A 15,823-nucleotide genomic window follows, 5' to 3' on the forward strand; every position below is an offset into this window, starting at 1 on the left:
GGTCACTCCTTGTGGGAGAGGGCTCGTACGGTGCGGGACGGGCTGGGTCGGCCCAGTCGGCCGGCCATCCACTCGCTTGTGGCGACGAGACGGCCGAGGTCGACCCCGGTGTCGATGCCGAGGCCGTGCAGCATCCACACAAGGTCTTCGGTGGCGAGGTTGCCGGTGGCGGACTTCGCGTACGGGCAGCCGCCGAGGCCTCCGGCGGAGGCGTCGACGGTGCTGACGCCGTGCTGGAGGGCGGCGTAGGTGTTGGCGAGGGCCTGGCCGTAGGTGTCGTGGAAGTGGACGGCGAGCCGGTCGACGGGCGTGCCGTGCCCGGTGAGTTCGGCCAGGAGCGCCCGGACGTGCCCCGGTGTGGCCACGCCGATGGTGTCGCCCAGGCTCAGTTCGTCGCAGCCCATGCCGAGCAGGACCCGGCAGACCCCGGCGACCTGCTCGACGGGGACCGGGCCCTCCCAGGGGTCGCCGAAGCACATGGAGAGATAGCCGCGCACCTGCAGGCCCTCGGCCTTCGCCCGGGCGACGACCGGCTCGAACATCGCCAGCGCCTCGTCGACCGTGCGGTTGAGGTTGGCCTTGGCGAACGACTCGGTGGCGCTGGCGAAGACGGCGACGCGGCGGGCGCCCAGGGCCAGGGCGCGGTCCAGTCCGCGCTCGTTGGGGACGAGGACGGGGAGCTCCACCGGCAGGTGGCTGACGCAGGGGAACAGGTCCTCCGCGTCGGCGAGTTGGGGCACCCACTTCGGGTGGACGAAGCTGGTGGCCTCGATCGTGGTGAGGCCCGCGTCGGCGAGACGCCGGACGAACTCCGCCTTCACCTCGGTGGGAACGGTCGTCTTCTCGTTCTGCAGTCCGTCCCGGGGGCCGACCTCGTGGATGCGCACGCGGGCGGGCAGACCGGGTTCGGGAACGGTCATGGGCAGGGTCACGGGGCCGTCTCCTCGTGCGGTGCGATCACGGCCAGCACCTGGTCCATCGCGACCGTGGTGCCGGGCGAGACGTCGAGCTCGGCGACCGTGCCGGCGTGCGGGGCGGAGATGACGTGCTCCATCTTCATCGCCTCCACCACCAGCAGGCTCTGACCGGCGCTCACCTCGTCGCCGACGGCGACCTTCACCACTGTCACCGTGCCGGGCATGGGCGCGGTGAGCGAGTCGGCGCCGGAGTGCGCGGCGCGGGTCAGGGACGCGGCGACCGGGTCGTGGTCGCGCACGTGCCAGGCGTCGCCGTCCCGGCCGATCCAGTCGGCGGCGCGGTGGAAGGTGTGCCGGACGCCGTCGAGGGTGACGGAGACCCGGTCGCCGGTGACGGTGTGGGTGCCGCGCGGGACGTGGTCGACGGGGTCGCCGGCCGCCCGCAGGGGGAAGGCGAGCGGCTTGGGCGTACCGCCCAGGCGCCAGCCGCTCGGCACCGAGAAGGGGTCCGTCCACCCCTCGCCGCCGGGCCGCAGCGCCTCCAGGCGTACGGCGGCCGCCGCCTCGTACACCTCCTCCGGCACGCCGGCCGGGACCAGCCCGTCGACCTCCCGCTCGACCAGACCGGTGTCCAGCTCACCGGCCACCACCGCCGGATGGGCCAGCAGCCGCCGCAGGAACCCGGCGTTGGTCTGCACCCCCAGCGTCACCGTCTCCGCGAGCGCCGCCCTCAGCTTGCGCAGCGCGGTCGCGCGGTCGGGGCCGTAGGCGATGACCTTGGACAGCATCGGGTCGTACAGGCTGCCGACCTCGGTGCCCTCGGTGAGCCCGGAGTCCGTGCGCACGCCGTCGCCCTGCGGCTCGCGCAGGCGCAGGACCGTGCCGCCCGAGGGGAGGAACCCGCGCGCGGGGTCCTCGGCGCAGACCCGGGCCTCGACCGCGTGCCCGGTGAGCGTGATGTCGTCCTGGGTGAAGGCGAGCCGCTCCCCGGCCGCCACCCGCAGCTGCCACTCCACCAGGTCGATGCCGGTGATCAGCTCGGTGACGGGGTGCTCCACCTGGAGGCGGGTGTTCATCTCCATGAAGCAGTACGCGGACGGGTCGCCGCCGGGGACGATGAACTCCACCGTGCCCGCGCCCCGGTAGCCGCAGGAGCGGGCCGCCTGGACGGCCGCCTCGCCCATCGCCGCCCGGGTCTCCTCGTCCAGCAGGACGCTCGGCGCCTCCTCGATGATCTTCTGGTGGCGCCGCTGCAGGGAGCACTCGCGCTCGCCGAGGTGGACGACATTGCCGTGGCCGTCCGCCAGCACCTGGATCTCGATGTGCCGGGGCCGGTCGATCCACCGCTCGACGAGGAGCGTGTCGTCGCCGAAGGAGGCCGCGGCCTCGCGCCGGGCCGCCGCGATCTCCTCCTCCAGCACCGACAGGTCCCGCACCAGGCGCATGCCCTTGCCGCCGCCGCCCGCGCTCGGCTTCAGCAGCACCGGAGCGCCCAGCTCCCGGGCCGCCCGGGCCAGTTCCGGGTCGCGTCCGCCGGGGACGACGGGGACCCCGGCCGCCTGCACGGTCTCCTTGGCGCGGATCTTGTCGCCCATCAGGGCGATCGCCTCGGCCGGCGGTCCGATGAAGACCAGGCCCGCCGCGGCGCACGCGCGCGCGAAGTCGGCGTTCTCGGCGAGGAAGCCGTAGCCGGGGTGGACGGCCTGGGCGCCGGTGCGGACGGCGGCGTCGAGGATGCGCTCCGCCGACAGATAGCTCTGCGTCGCCGGCGCCGGCCCGATCCGTACCGCCGTGTCGGCCTCCCGCACGTGCCGCGCGTCGGCGTCGGCGTCGGAGAAGACGGCGACCGAGCGGACGCCCAGGGTGCGCAGGGTGCGGATGACGCGGACCGCGATCTCGCCCCGGTTGGCCACGAGGACTGTGTCGAACATGGTCATCGGTAAATGCCCCTCACATCCGGAAGACGCCGAACTGGGGGTCACCCAGGGGCGCGTTGGCGCAGGCCGTCAGTGCCAGGCCCAGCACCTGCCGGGTCTCCAGCGGGTCGATCACTCCGTCGTCCCAGAGGCGGGCCGTGGCGTAGTAGGCGTTGCCCTGACGCTCGTACTGGGCGCGGATCGGCGCCTTGAACGCCTCTTCCTCCTCGGCCGGCCACTGCTCGCCGCGCCCCTCCAGCTGGTCGCGCTTGACGGTGGCGAGGACCGAGGAGGCCTGCTCGCCGCCCATGACGGAGATCTTGGCGCCCGGCCACATCCACAGGAAGCGGGGCGAGTAGGCCCGGCCGCACATGGAGTAGTTGCCGGCGCCGTAGGAACCGCCCACCACGACCGTCAGCTTCGGCACGCGGGTCGTCGCCACCGCCGTCACCATCTTGGCGCCGTGCTTGGCGATGCCGCCGGCCTCGTAGTCCCGGCCGACCATGAACCCGGAGATGTTCTGCAGGAACACCAGGGGGATCCCGCGCTGGTCGCACAGCTCGATGAAGTGGGCGCCCTTCTGGGCGGACTCGGAGAACAGGATGCCGTTGTTGGCGACGATGCCGACCGGGTGGCCGTGGATCCGGGCGAAGCCGGTGACCAGGGTCTGCCCGAACTCGGACTTGAACTCCGCGAAGCGGGAGCCGTCGACCACGCGCGCGATGATCTCGCGGACGTCGTAGGGCGTGCGGGGGTCCGCGGGCACCGCGCCGTACAGGCCGTAGGGGTCGACCTTGGGCTCGGTGGCCGGCCGCACCTGCCAGGGGAGCGCCCCGCGCGCGGGGAGGGTGGCGACGATGTTCCGGACGATGCGCAGGGCGTGCGCGTCGTCCTCCGCGAGATGGTCGGTCACGCCCGACACCCGCGCGTGGACCTCGCCGCCGCCGAGCTCCTCGGCGGTGACGACCTCACCGGTGGCGGCCTTCACCAGCGGGGGGCCGCCGAGGAAGATCGTGCCCTGGTTGCGGACGATGACGGCCTCGTCGCTCATCGCGGGGACGTACGCCCCGCCCGCCGTGCAGGAGCCGAGGACGGCCGCGATCTGCGGGATGCCCGCGCCGGACATCCGGGCCTGGTTGTAGAAGATCCGCCCGAAGTGGTCGCGGTCGGGGAAGACCTCGTCCTGCATGGGCAGGAAGGCGCCGCCGGAGTCGACGAGATACAGACAGGGCAGCCGGTTCTCCAGGGCCACCTCCTGCGCCCGCAGATGCTTCTTCACCGTCATCGGGTAGTAGGTGCCGCCCTTGACGGTGGCGTCATTGGCGACGATCACGCACTCGCGCCCGCTGACCCGGCCGATCCCGGCGATCACGCCGGCCGCCGGGGCCTGTCCGTCGTACATGCCGTCGGCCGCGAGGGGCGCCAGCTCCAGGAAGGGCGAGCCCGGGTCGAGCAGGGTGTCCACCCGGTCCCTGGGCAGCAGCTTTCCGCGCGCGGTGTGCCGGGCGCGCGCCTTCTCCCCACCGCCCTGCCGGGCGGCGGCGAGCTTGGCGCGCAGCTCCTCCACCAGCGCGAGCTGCGCCTCTTCATTGGCCTTCCAGGCCTCCGACGCGGGATCTGCCGCACTCGTCAGCTCGGGTGCCTCGTGCATCCTGCGGTCCCCTCACCTTGTTAATGAGCGTTAACGCATTTCCTTCAGGTTAACGACCGCTAACCTCCCTGTCTAGAATTGGCGCATGGCCACCAGAACCGACGCACCCACCCGTCGTGAGCAGATCCTCAAGGAGGCCGCGCGGCTCTTCGCCGAACGCGGCTTCCACGGCGTGGGGGTCGACGAGATAGGCGCCGCCGTCGGCATCAGCGGCCCCGGCCTCTACCGGCACTTCGCGGGCAAGGACGCGATGCTCGCGGAGCTGCTGGTGGGCATCAGCGGCCAGCTGCTGACCGGGGCCAAGCGGCGCCTGGCGGAGGCCGACGGCGGGGGTCCCGACGAGATCCTGGACTCCCTCATCGAGGGCCACATCGACTTCGCGCTCGACGACCGTCCCCTGATCACCCTGCACGACCGCGAGCTGGACCGCCTGCGCGACAGCGACCGCAAGCTGGTCCGCCAGCTCCAGCGCCAGTACGTCGAGCTGTGGGTGGACGTGGTCCGCAAGGTCTACCCGGCGCTCACCGAGCCCACCGCCCGCTCGGCCGTCCACTCGGTGTTCGGCCTGCTCAACTCCACGCCGCACCTGGGGCGGCCGGGTGCGCTGCCGGGGCGCGCGGTGACGGCCGGGCTGCTGCACCGGATGGCGCGGGGGGCGTTCGGGGCGGCGAGCGGGCAGGCGTGACGAGCGTTACGGGGCCGATCCTCTGGACGGGTGTTCATACTCGCCGGTACGGTGAGTGAGCAAGCGCTTAGACACAGGTGGAGGTGGCGGCCGTGCGCCGTACGGTGTTCAACGAGGATCACGAGGCGTTCCGGGAGACCATCCGCGCCTTCATCGAGGCCGAGGTCGTACCGGTGTACGACGAGTGGTTCGCGGCGGGCCAAGCGCCCCGCGATTTCTACTACAAGCTCGGTGAGCTGGGCGTCTTCGGCATCAACGTGCCCGAGGAGTTCGGCGGCGCGGGCCTGGACACCCACAAGTTCGAGGCCGTCCTCTACGAGGAGACCGCCCGCGCGGGCGTCCAGTTCGGCGGCTCCGGGGTGCACGTGCTGCTCGCCCTGCCGTACATCAAGTCGCTCGCCTCCGACGAGCAGAAGAAGCGCTACCTGCCCAAGTTCGTCTCCGGCGAGGAGATGTGGGCGCTGGCGATGACCGAGCCGGGCACCGGCTCCGACCTCGCGGGCATGAAGACCACCGCCAAGCTCTCCGAGGACGGCACCCACTACGTCCTCAACGGCTCCAAGACCTTCATCACCGGCGGCGTCCACGCCGACCGTGTGATCGTCTGCGCCCGCACCGCCGCGCCCACCGCCGAGGACCGCCGCTACGGCATCTCCCTGTTCGCCGTGGACACCAAGTCCGAGGGCTACTCCATCGGCCGCAAGCTCGACAAGCTGGGCCTGCGCACCTCCGACACCGCCGAGCTGGCGTTCGTCGACGTCAAGGTGCCGGTCGAGGACCTGATGGGCGAGGAGAACCGGGGCTTCTACTACCTCGGCAGCAACCTCCCCTCCGAGCGCTGGGGCATCGCCTTCGGCGCGTACGCGCAGGCCAAGGCCGCCGTCCGGTTCGCCCAGCAGTACGTCACCGAGCGCACCGTCTTCGGCAAGCCGGTCGCCGCGTTCCAGAACACCAAGTTCGAGCTGGCCGCCTGCAAGGCCGAGGTGGACGCGGCCGAGGCCGTCGCCGACCGCGCCCTGGAGGCGCTGGACGCCGGTGAGCTGACCGCGGCCGAGGCCGCCAGCGCCAAGCTGTTCTGCACCGAGGTCGCGCACCGCGTCATCGACCGCTGCCTCCAGCTGCACGGCGGCTACGGCTTCATGAACGAGTACCCGATCGCCCGCCTGTACGCGGACAACCGGGTCAACCGGATCTACGGCGGCACCAGCGAGATCATGAAGACGATCATCGCGAAGGACATGGGTCTGTAAGGTCCCGGACATTACCGGCCGGTACAACCTTCACATGAGCCAGGCACTACAGGATCTCCTCGATCTGCTCGACCTGGAGCAGATCGAGGAGAACATCTTCCGCGGCCAGTCCCGGTCCGCCGTCGTCCCGCGCGTCTTCGGCGGGCAGGTCGCGGCCCAGGCGCTCGTCGCCGCCGGGCGGACGGTCCCCGAGGACCGGCTCGCCCACTCCCTGCACGCGTACTTCCTGCGCATCGGCGACCCCGGCGCGCCCATCGTCTACACCGTCGACCGCATGAACGACGGCCGCTCCTTCACGGCCCGCCGGGTGGTCGCCGTCCAGCACGGACAGCCGATCTTCGCCCTGTCCGCCTCCTTCCAGCGCCCGGAAGAGGGCTTCGAGCACCAGGCCCCGATGCCCGGCGCCCCCGACCCCGCCACGCTGCCCACCTCCGAGGAGCGGCTGCGGGGCTACGGCCATCTCGACCGCGGCATCCTGGAGAAGTTCCTGGAGGCCCGGGCCGCGGTGGACGTGCGCTACGTCGACGAGCCGCCGTTCGGCAGGTTCGGCGAGCCGCGCGAACCGCACTCCCAGGTGTGGTTCCGCACCAACGGCAAGCTCGACAGCGAGGTCGACGACCCCCTGATGCACGTCGTCCTCGCCACGTACGTCTCCGACATGACGCTGCTGGACTCGGTGCTGCTCGCGCACGGCCGGGGCGGCTGGGCCGTCGGCGACGTGGTCGGCGCGTCCCTGGACCACGCGATGTGGTTCCACCGGCCGTTCCGCGCCGACGAGTGGCTGCTGTACGACCAGCACTCCCCGTCGGCCTCCGGCGGCCGCGGGCTGGGGCAGGCCCGCATCTACACCCAGGACGGCCGCCTGGCCGTCTCGGTCATCCAGGAGGGCGTGGTCCGCGCCCCGCGGACCTGAGCGCCCCTCCCGGACCCGGGCCCTACGCCAGTCCCGCCTCCGCCAGCAGGTACGCCGTCATCGGGTCGTAGTAGCGGGGGCTGACCACGTGGTCGTCGAGGGGCACCGTCACCTGGAGGGTGCCCTCCGACTCGGCGAGGAAGAGGGCCGGGTCGTTGGAGTCGGCGTAACCCACCGAGTCGACGCCGTGCTGTCCGGCGTACCCCGCCCAGCCGTGGTCGGCGACGACCAGGTCCGGCAGCGGGTCGCCGTGCCGCTCCAGGGCCGTGAGGATGGCCTTCATCGGCTCCCCGGAGTGGGTGTGCCACAGCGTGGCGCCGTGCTCCAGCATCGCCACGTCCGCGAACTGCATGACGTACCCCTCGTCCGTGCGCAGCCCGTCGGGGATCACCACGATGTCGCAGCCGGCCGTGCGCAGGGCGGCGGCGGTGGCGCGGTGCACGTCGAGCAGGCCGCCGGGGTGGCCGGTGGCGAACAGCACCCGCTGGCCGCCGTCGGCCGCCTTGCGCAGCCGGCCCGCCATCCGCTCCAGCGCGGCGACCGTCAGTTCGGGGTCGATGGTGTCCTGGCCGTACCGGTACTCGGGGTCGTCGTTCACCCCGACCCGCTCCGCCATCACCGCGAGCACGTCCTGCTCGTCGGTCCAGCGGTCGCCCAGCTCCAGGCCGAGCCAGAAGTTGCGGTCGCCGTTCGCGAGCTTGCGGTAATGGGAGAGGTTGTTCTCGCGGGGAGTGGCTACGTCGCCCGCGATACGGGTTCTGACGAGGTGTTCGACGAGCTCGGCGCGGCTGGGTGTCCCGGGTATCGGCATGTGTCCCATTGTGAGGCAGACCCCTGTCCACGCGCGGGGTGTCCCGGACGCTGGGACGTGGGTCACTGCCGCAGCGCGAACCACAGCTCCATGCGGACGTCGGGGTCGTCGAGGTCGGTGCCGAGCAGGGCCGCGCAGCGGGCGATGCGCTGGCGGACGGTGTTGCGGTGCACGGCGAGGGCCACCGCGGTCCGGTCCCAACTGCCGTGCAGGGAGAGCCAGGCGCGCAGCGTGTCGACGAGCGCGGGCGTGTGCGCGAGCGGGCCGAGGAGGGCGCGGGCGTGGGACGCGGCCTCGTCGTGCGGCACGAGGTCGGCGAGTCCGGGGCGGGCGCCGTGGCGGACCAGGGGGGTGCGGGTGGCGCGGGCGCGGGCCAGCGCGCGGGCGGCCCGGGTGTCTGCGGCGGGCCACTCGGCGGGGGTGGCGGGGTCGCTGACGCCGAGGGTCCAGCCGGGCTGGGGGGCGGGTTCGCGGTCGGCGGGGACGAGGACGCGTACGACGTCCCCGGCGAGGTCGACGAGGGGGGAGCCGAGCGCGGCGCCGAGTGCGGAGGCGGCCACCGGGTCCGGGGCGCCGGGGGAGTCGGGGCGGGCGTGCACGACGAGCCAGGGGTCGGTGCCGAGGAGAGGGGCGACGGCTTCCGGGGCGGCGCCGAGGAGGAGCCGCACGAGCGCGGAGGTGCGGGCCGCTCCGGTGCCGCTCTGCTGTTCCCCGGTGAGCAGGGAGAGGAGCACGGCGGCGACGGAGGCGATGGTGTGGTCGGCGGGGTCCCTCCGGGGGGCGGCCACGCCGAGGACGAAGCCGTGGGAGGGGGCGAGCGCGTAGGCGGCGAGATGAGCCCCGGCGACGGTGTCGGTGGCGGAGGCGGGGGCGGCAGTGCTGCGGGCAGGTGCTGTTGGGGCGGGGGCGGCTTGCCCGCGCTCGCGGGGCGCCACTCCGGCGGCACGGATGCCCGGGGCTGCGGGTGCGGCTGCGCCGGAGGCGGGAGCAGGTGCCGCTTGCCCGCGCTCGCGGGGCGCCTCCCGGTCGGCGGGCGCCGCCCCGGCTCGACCACCCCCGGCTGCGGTACGGCCGTCCACGGCTGCCGTCGAGTCCGGGGTGCTCGCGGTGGCGTCCGTCCTCGGGCGTACCACTCCCGTCAGGTCGGCCAGCGCCGCCCGCGCCTCCGCCCCGGGCTCGCGGCCCGCTGCGGCGATCAGCGTGCCCTCGGGGCCGTAGAGGCCCGCCCAGCCGCCCACCCGCTGGGCCAGCTGCCGCAGCACCGACGGCACCGGGTCCGGGCGGGACGCCGCCGCGGCCAGGCTCTGCTGGGCCTCCGTCACCCGGCGCAGCTCGGCCAGCCGGGCCTGGGCCATGAGCTGCCAGACCGCCCGTGCCACGCCGGAGAAGGTCGTCCGGGGCGGGACCTCCAGCAGCGGGAGGCCGAAGGACTCGCAGGCCGCCACCAGGGCGCGCGGCACCGTGTCGTGGACCGGGGCGAGACCGAAGCCGAGGGCCGTGCCGCCCGCCTCGACGATCCGCGAGACGTAGTCGTCGAAGTACGTGCCCGAGCCCGCCGCCTCGGGGATGTGGACGCCCGCCGTGAGCAGCAGCTCCCCGCCCAGCAGGTACGGGTAGGGGTCCGCCATCTCCGAGGTGTGCGCCCAGTGGATCACCACGTCGGGGTCGGTCGGGCCCGCGATCTGCCGCAGCGCCAGGTCCTCGCGGGCCAGCAGCGCCGACAGCGGCACCGCCGGGGTGGGTGGGACGGACGGGTCCGGCATGGTGTGCGATCCCTCCACTCCGTACAGCCGCAATGGATGAAACGTACACTTCGCAGTCGCTTTCCGGCCACCTAGTGTCGGTCCCGACCGGCAGCCGCGGGTACGGGCGGATGTCCCCGCGAGCCGCTGCCGTCGTCCCCACCCCCACGTATCTGCACGACACGCCACCGGGACAAGCGCGAGGGAGGCCCCACCATGGCCGTCGACTACACAGTGATCGTCGTCTATCTGGCCGGCATGCTGGCCATGGGCTGGTGGGGCATGCGCCGCGCCAAGTCCAAGAGCGAGTTCCTGGTCGCCGGGCGCCGGCTCGGCCCGGCCATGTACTCCGGGACCATGGCCGCCATCGTCCTCGGCGGCGCGTCCACCATCGGCGGGGTCGGGCTGGGCTACCAGTACGGGCTCTCCGGCGCCTGGATGGTCTTCACCATCGGCCTCGGGCTGCTCGCCCTCTCCGTCTTCTTCTCCGCCCGGATCGCCCGGCTGAAGGTGTACACCGTCTCCGAGATGCTCGACCTGCGCTACGGCGGCCGGGCCGGGGTCATCTCCGGGGTCGTCATGTGGGCGTACACCCTCATGCTCGCCGTCACCTCGACGATCGCCTACGCCACGATCTTCGACGTGCTCTTCGACATGCACCGCACGCTCGCGATCGTCCTCGGCGGCTCGATCGTCGTCGCCTACTCCACGCTCGGCGGCATGTGGTCGATCACCCTCACCGACATGGTGCAGTTCGTCGTCAAGACCATCGGTGTCCTGCTCCTGCTGCTGCCCATCGCCGTCGTCAAGGCGGGCGGGTTCGCCGAGATGAAGGCGCAGCTGCCCACCGAGTACTTCGACCCGCTGGGCATCGGCGGCGAGACGATCTTCACGTACGTGCTCATCTACACGTTCGGCATGCTCATCGGGCAGGACATCTGGCAGCGCGTCTTCACCGCCCGCGGCGATCGGACCGCCAAGTGGGGCGGCACGGTCGCCGGCACCTACTGCCTCGTCTACGCCCTCGCCGGTGCCGTCATCGGTACGGCGGCCAAGGTGCTCTACCCGAACCTGGCCAACGCCGACGACGCCTTCGCCACCATCGTCAAGGACGAGCTGCCCATGGGCGTGCGGGGCCTGGTGCTGGCCGCCGCCCTGGCCGCCGTGATGTCGACGTCCTCCGGCGCCCTCATCGCCTGCGCCACCGTCGCCAACAACGACATCTGGTCCCGGCTGCGGGGCCTGGCGAAGGGGGCGGCCGAGGAGCACGGCGAGGAGCGCGACGAGGTCCGGGGCAACCGCGCCTTCATCCTGATCATGGGTGTCGCGGTGATCGCCACGGCCATCGTGCTGAACAACGTCGTCGAGGCGCTGACGGTCGCCTACAACCTCCTCGTCGGCGGACTGCTCGTGCCGATCCTCGGCGGCCTGCTGTGGAAGCGCGGCACCGCGCAGGGCGCCCTCGCCTCGGTGGCCGTCGGCGGACTCGCGGTCGTCGGCCTGATGGCGACCCACGGCATCCTGGCCAACGAACCGGTCTACTACGGCCTGCTGTCTTCCCTCGCGGCCTACCTCGCCGTCTCCTTGATGACGAAGCCCACCGACGCCGCCGTCCTCGCCGCCTGGCGCGAGCGCCTCGCCGGCCGGACCCCCGAACTCGTGTCCGAACCAGTCCCGGCTCACCAGTAGAGTCGGGGACACATGCACATACGCGACGAAGCGTAGGAAAGAAGGCAGTTCCCCATGAGCAGCAACGAGACGCCCCGCGGCCCCGTCGACTCCTCGCGCATCCCGCGCTACGCCGGACCCGCGACCTTCGCCCGGCTGCCGCGCCTGGACGAGGTCGGCACCGCCGACGTCGCCGTGGTCGGCGTGCCCTTCGACTCGGGAGTCTCCTACCGGCCCGGCGCCCGCTTCGGCGGCAACGCCATCCGCGAGGCGTCCCGGCTGCTGCGCCCCTACAACCCCGCGCAGGACGCGTCCCCGTTCGCGCTGGCCCAGGTCGCGGACGGCGGCGACATCGCGGTGAACCCGTTCAACATCAACGAGGCCGTCGAGACCATCGAGGCCGCCGCCGACGACCTGCTCGGCACCGGCGCCCGCCTGATGACCCTGGGCGGCGACCACACCATCGCGCTGCCGCTGCTGCGGTCCGTCGCCAAGAAGCACGGCCCGGTCGCCCTGCTCCACTTCGACGCCCACCTCGACACCTGGGACACCTACTTCGGCGCCGAGTACACGCACGGCACGCCGTTCCGCCGCGCGGTCGAGGAAGGCATCCTCGACACCTCGGCGCTCTCCCACGTCGGCACCCGCGGTCCGCTCTACGGCAAGCAGGACCTCACCGACGACGAGAAGATGGGCTTCGGCATCGTCACCTCCTCCGACGTCTACCGCCGGGGCGCCGACGAGATCGCCGACCAGCTGCGCCAGCGCATCGGCGACCGCCCGCTCTACATCTCCATCGACATCGACTGCCTGGACCCGGCGCACGCGCCCGGCACCGGCACCCCCGAGGCGGGCGGCATGACCTCCCGCGAGCTGCTGGAGATCCTGCGCGGACTCGCCTCCTGCAACCTCGTCTCGGCGGACGTCGTCGAGGTGGCGCCCGCGTACGATCACGCCGAGATCACGTCGGTGGCCGCGTCCCACACGGCGTACGAGCTGACCACCATCATGTCCCGCCAGATTGCAGAGGCCCGCGCGAAGTGACTCACGACCACGACCTGGTGCTCCGCCCCACCGCCGCCCAGACGGAGGCCGCGCTGAACCCTCCCCCCGGCCGCAACGGCGGAGACCTGGTCGTGGAGACGCTGGCCGGGCTCGGCGCGACCACCGTCTTCGGCCTCCCCGGCCAGCACGCGCTCGGCATGTTCGACGCGCTGCGCCGCTCGGACCTGCGCTACGTGGGCCTGCGCGTCGAGAACAACGCCGGGTTCGCGGCGGACGCCTACGGCCGGATCACCGGGGAGGCGGCGCCGCTGCTGCTCTCCACCGGCCCCGGCGCGCTGACCTCGCTGGCGGCGCTCCAGGAGGCGGCGGCCGCCTCGGCGCCGGTGCTGGCGATCAGCAGCCAGGTCCCCACGGCGGGCCTGGGCGGCGGACGCCACGGCTATCTGCACGAACTCCCCGACCAGGCGGCCTCGTTCCGGGGCGTGGTGAAGTCCGTGCACACCGTGCGCACCCAGTCCCAGATCCCGTCGGCCGTCGAGGCGGCCTGGAAGTCGGCGCTGACCGCCCCGCACGGGCCGGTGTGGGTGGAGATCCCGCAGGACGTGCTGCTCGCCGAGACGACGATCCCGGTGGTGACCGTCGGCGACGCCTTTCCCGAGGACCTGCCTCCGCGGCCCGAACTGACGGCCGTGGCGGCCGACTTGCTGTCGAGGGCCGCCCGCCCGGCGATCATCGCGGGCGGGGGAGTCGTACGAGCGGACGCGAGCGGCAAGCTGAAGCAGCTGGCGGAGCTGCTGCAGGCCCCCGTGGTCTGCACGCCCGGCGGCAAGGGCGCGTTCCCGTGGACGCACCCGCTGTCCCTGCAGTCCTGGATCGAGGACCGGTACACGACGGACTTCCTGGAGGACGCGGACGTCCTGCTGGTGGTCGGTTCGGGACTCGGCGAACTCTCCTCGAACTACCACACGTTCAAGCCGCGGGGCCGGGTCGTCCAGATCGAGGCGGACCTCGGCAAGCTGGAGTCCAACCATCCGGCGCTCGGCATCCACGCGGACGCGCGGCTCGCGCTGCAGGCGCTGCTGGAGACGGTGACGCAGCGCACCGACGCCTCGGCGCCCGAGCGGGTACGGGCGGTGCTCGCGAAGGTCGGCGAGCGCATCGCCGCTCAGGAACTCACCCTGGAGCAGGAGGTGCTGGCGGCGGTCCGCAAGGCCCTGCCCGCCGACTCGCCGTCCTTCTGGGACATGACGATCCTGGCGTACTGGGCCTGGTCGGCCTTCGACGCCAAGGGCCCGAACCGGATGCACTCCGCCCAGGGCGCCGGCGGCCTCGGCTACGGCTTCCCGGCGGCGCTGGGCGCGGCGGCGGCGGACCCGACCCGCCCGGTCCTCGCGGTCTCGGGCGACGGCGGGGCGCTGTACTCGATCGCGGAGCTGGCGACGGCCCGCCAGTACGACCTGAACGTCACCTGGCTGATCGTCGACGACGGCGGCTACGGCATCCTGCGCGAGTACATGACGGACGCGTTCGGCCGGGCCACGGCGACCGAGCTGACCCGCCCGGACTATGTGGCGCTGGCCGAGTCCTTCGGCGTCCCCGGGGTGCGGACCACCCCGGAGACACTGGAGTCCGACCTGGCCAAGGCGCTGTCCGCGCCCGGCCCTTCGGTGGTCGTGCTCCCGGCGGTGCTGCGCATGTTCGCGCCCACGCACCTGGGAGAGTGACCTACCACCCGGGAGGGTGACCCACCCCCTGGGAGGACGGCCTACCAGATCGCCTCGACCCACTCCGGGTGGTCGATGAACGGGTTCCGGTTGCCCTGGTAGTTCGTGTAGATGAGCTGGTTGCGGCGCTCCTCGAAGGCGTCCGGCGGGTCCTCGTCGTTCCAGGCCTTCAGCACCGAGAGCCGGCCGTGGTACGGCACGGTGCCGTTGGTGACGGTGTCGTTGGGCTCCAGGTCGGGCCAGCTGTCGGTGCCCTCGTAGCGGACGGCCATGTAGAGGATCATGCGGGCCACGTCGCCCTTGACGGCGTCGCGGGGCTCGAAGGAGTTGGAGTCGGTCAGGCTGCCGCCGGAGTTGGTGAAGCCGCTGCCGCCGTTGTCGAAGTCCTTGTTGCCGCGGATGCTGTTGACCTGCACGTCCTCGGGACGCAGATGGTGCAGGTCGGTGCCGGGACCGGCGGAGGTGCCGAAGTCGCCGTGGGACTGCGCCCACACGTGCTCGCGGTTCCAGTTGCCGGTGCTGCCGCCGTTGAGCGACTTGCTGCGGGAGATGCCCGAGTACAGCAGCTTCACGTTGCCGCTGTTGTTCGGGTCCTGGTCGGTGACCTTCAGCGCCTCCCAGACGGCGGAGTACGACAGCTTCGTCTGGGGGCTGATGATCGTGTGCAGCGCGCTCTTGAGGCTCGTACCGGTCTTGCCGACGGCGTTCTTGTAGTACGTGCTGTCGTAAGCGGTCGTGGTGGCCGCGGCGGGGGTCGCGGTGAGGGCGGGGGCGCTGAGTCCGACCAGCACGGTGGCGGTGGCGAGGGCCAACGGCTTCCAGCTGCGTATGCGTGTCGCCGGCATGAGGGGGAGTCCCATCTACGCGGGTTGAATGGAGGCGGCACTTGGGAGAGTGACATGGACATGCGGCGGTGTAAATGGACGTCGCGTGTCCATTGAGTGACCTGAAACGGCAAACCGGGGCGTGTCCACGCGAGTCAGCCCGCGAGGACGCCCCGGCCGGTGACCTGGCCCTCAGTCCCCGCCGCCACCGCCTCCGTCGTCGATGTCGGGCAGGCCGGACACACCGGGCGCACCGCCGGCCTCATCGCTCGGGCGCACGCGGTCCGCGAGGGCCACCGCGGTGATCAGACCCGCGATCGACGACAGCATGAAGGCGGTGCCGCCCAGGAACACGGCCTGGAACTCGGTTCCGTCGGTGTCGTGGCCGGTGAGCATCAGTACCGCCCCGGTGGGGAACACGCCGACGATCCACAGCAGGCACAGGACGGACACGGTCGCGCTCTCGTGCCCCTCGGTGATCTCGCGCGAGCCCGCCTCCGCGCCGGGCCACAGCACCGCCGCCACCGCGACCGCCTGGCAGGCGCCACAGGCCGCCAGGGTCACGAGCCAGGTCCCGAGGGAGATGTCGCGGTGCCAGGCGTACCAGAGCGCGGCCAGGGCGCAAAGCAGTTGGGCGCCCACGCCGACCAGCACCCAGAACGTGCGGGGCTCCATCAGATCTCTCGGGTCCGGCAGATCCCTGAATTCCATCGGCTT

The 15,823-nt window shown here is 72.5% G+C and carries 13 protein-coding genes; 6 read left to right on the forward strand and 7 right to left on the reverse strand.

The window, feature by feature from the left end:
- Positions 1-2 precede the first annotated feature (2 nt).
- Genes M8H82_RS33325 through M8H82_RS33335 form a run of 3 tightly spaced genes read right to left on the reverse strand, consistent with a single transcriptional unit; the run spans position 3 to position 4,484 of the window.
- Positions 3-932 (reverse strand): hydroxymethylglutaryl-CoA lyase, encoded by a 930-nt coding sequence (locus tag M8H82_RS33325; RefSeq protein ID WP_250078916.1) that lies wholly within the window; start codon positions 930-932, stop codon positions 3-5.
- A complete protein-coding gene (locus M8H82_RS33330) occupies positions 929-2,848 on the reverse strand; it encodes a biotin carboxylase N-terminal domain-containing protein (RefSeq protein ID WP_250078934.1) in 1,920 nt (639 codons plus the stop codon). The genes M8H82_RS33325 and M8H82_RS33330 overlap by 4 nt, the downstream gene beginning before the upstream one ends.
- A 19-nt stretch (positions 2,849-2,867) precedes the next feature.
- Entirely contained in the window at positions 2,868-4,484 is a 1,617-nt protein-coding gene (locus M8H82_RS33335) for a carboxyl transferase domain-containing protein (protein ID WP_250078917.1), read from the reverse strand.
- Between the two features lie 85 nt (positions 4,485-4,569).
- On the opposite strand from M8H82_RS33335, the gene M8H82_RS33340 reads away from it, so the two are divergent.
- The 3 genes from M8H82_RS33340 (at position 4,570) to M8H82_RS33350 (ending at position 7,332) form a co-directional block, all read left to right on the forward strand.
- Positions 4,570-5,169 (forward strand): TetR/AcrR family transcriptional regulator, encoded by a 600-nt coding sequence (locus tag M8H82_RS33340; protein WP_250078919.1) that lies wholly within the window; start codon positions 4,570-4,572, stop codon positions 5,167-5,169.
- A 92-nt stretch (positions 5,170-5,261) separates the two neighbouring features.
- Positions 5,262-6,419 carry an acyl-CoA dehydrogenase family protein gene (locus tag M8H82_RS33345; protein WP_250078920.1) on the forward strand — a complete coding sequence of 386 codons (1,158 nt, stop codon included), beginning with the start codon at positions 5,262-5,264 and terminating at the stop codon, positions 6,417-6,419.
- A 34-nt stretch (positions 6,420-6,453) separates the two neighbouring features.
- A complete protein-coding gene (locus M8H82_RS33350) occupies positions 6,454-7,332 on the forward strand; it encodes an acyl-CoA thioesterase II (protein ID WP_250078923.1) in 879 nt (292 codons plus the stop codon).
- A 22-nt stretch (positions 7,333-7,354) separates the two neighbouring features.
- Here M8H82_RS33350 and M8H82_RS33355 read toward each other — a convergent pair whose 3' ends face one another.
- Positions 7,355-8,143 carry a phosphatase gene (locus tag M8H82_RS33355; RefSeq protein ID WP_250078924.1) on the reverse strand — a complete coding sequence of 263 codons (789 nt, stop codon included), beginning with the start codon at positions 8,141-8,143 and terminating at the stop codon, positions 7,355-7,357.
- 62 nt (positions 8,144-8,205) lie between these two features.
- On the reverse strand, positions 8,206-9,906 hold the full coding sequence (locus M8H82_RS33360) for a PucR family transcriptional regulator (RefSeq protein WP_250078927.1): 1,701 nt from the start codon (positions 9,904-9,906) through the stop codon (positions 8,206-8,208).
- 195 nt (positions 9,907-10,101) lie between these two features.
- Between M8H82_RS33360 and M8H82_RS33365 the strand changes: the two genes are divergently transcribed.
- Genes M8H82_RS33365 through M8H82_RS33375 form a run of 3 tightly spaced genes read left to right on the forward strand, consistent with a single transcriptional unit; the run spans position 10,102 to position 14,282 of the window.
- Positions 10,102-11,574 carry a sodium:solute symporter gene (locus tag M8H82_RS33365; RefSeq protein ID WP_250078928.1) on the forward strand — a complete coding sequence of 491 codons (1,473 nt, stop codon included), beginning with the start codon at positions 10,102-10,104 and terminating at the stop codon, positions 11,572-11,574.
- A 54-nt stretch (positions 11,575-11,628) separates the two neighbouring features.
- Positions 11,629-12,597: an agmatinase gene (speB, locus tag M8H82_RS33370; RefSeq protein WP_186287739.1), complete on the forward strand. Its 969-nt coding sequence runs from the start codon at positions 11,629-11,631 to the stop codon at positions 12,595-12,597.
- Entirely contained in the window at positions 12,594-14,282 is a 1,689-nt protein-coding gene (locus tag M8H82_RS33375; protein ID WP_250078929.1) for a thiamine pyrophosphate-binding protein, read from the forward strand. The genes speB and M8H82_RS33375 overlap by 4 nt, the downstream gene beginning before the upstream one ends.
- 41 nt (positions 14,283-14,323) lie before the next feature.
- Here the strand turns inward: M8H82_RS33375 and M8H82_RS33380 are convergent, their stop codons facing one another.
- Positions 14,324-15,127 (reverse strand): endonuclease I family protein, encoded by an 804-nt coding sequence (locus tag M8H82_RS33380; RefSeq protein ID WP_250078931.1) that lies wholly within the window; start codon positions 15,125-15,127, stop codon positions 14,324-14,326.
- Between the two features lie 171 nt (positions 15,128-15,298).
- The coding region (locus M8H82_RS33385; RefSeq protein ID WP_250078933.1) for a hypothetical protein at positions 15,299-15,823 on the reverse strand (525 nt) is incomplete at its 5' end.

Source organism: Streptomyces sp. YS415, from assembly GCF_023544665.1.
Lineage (GTDB): Bacteria > Actinomycetota > Actinomycetes > Streptomycetales > Streptomycetaceae > Streptomyces.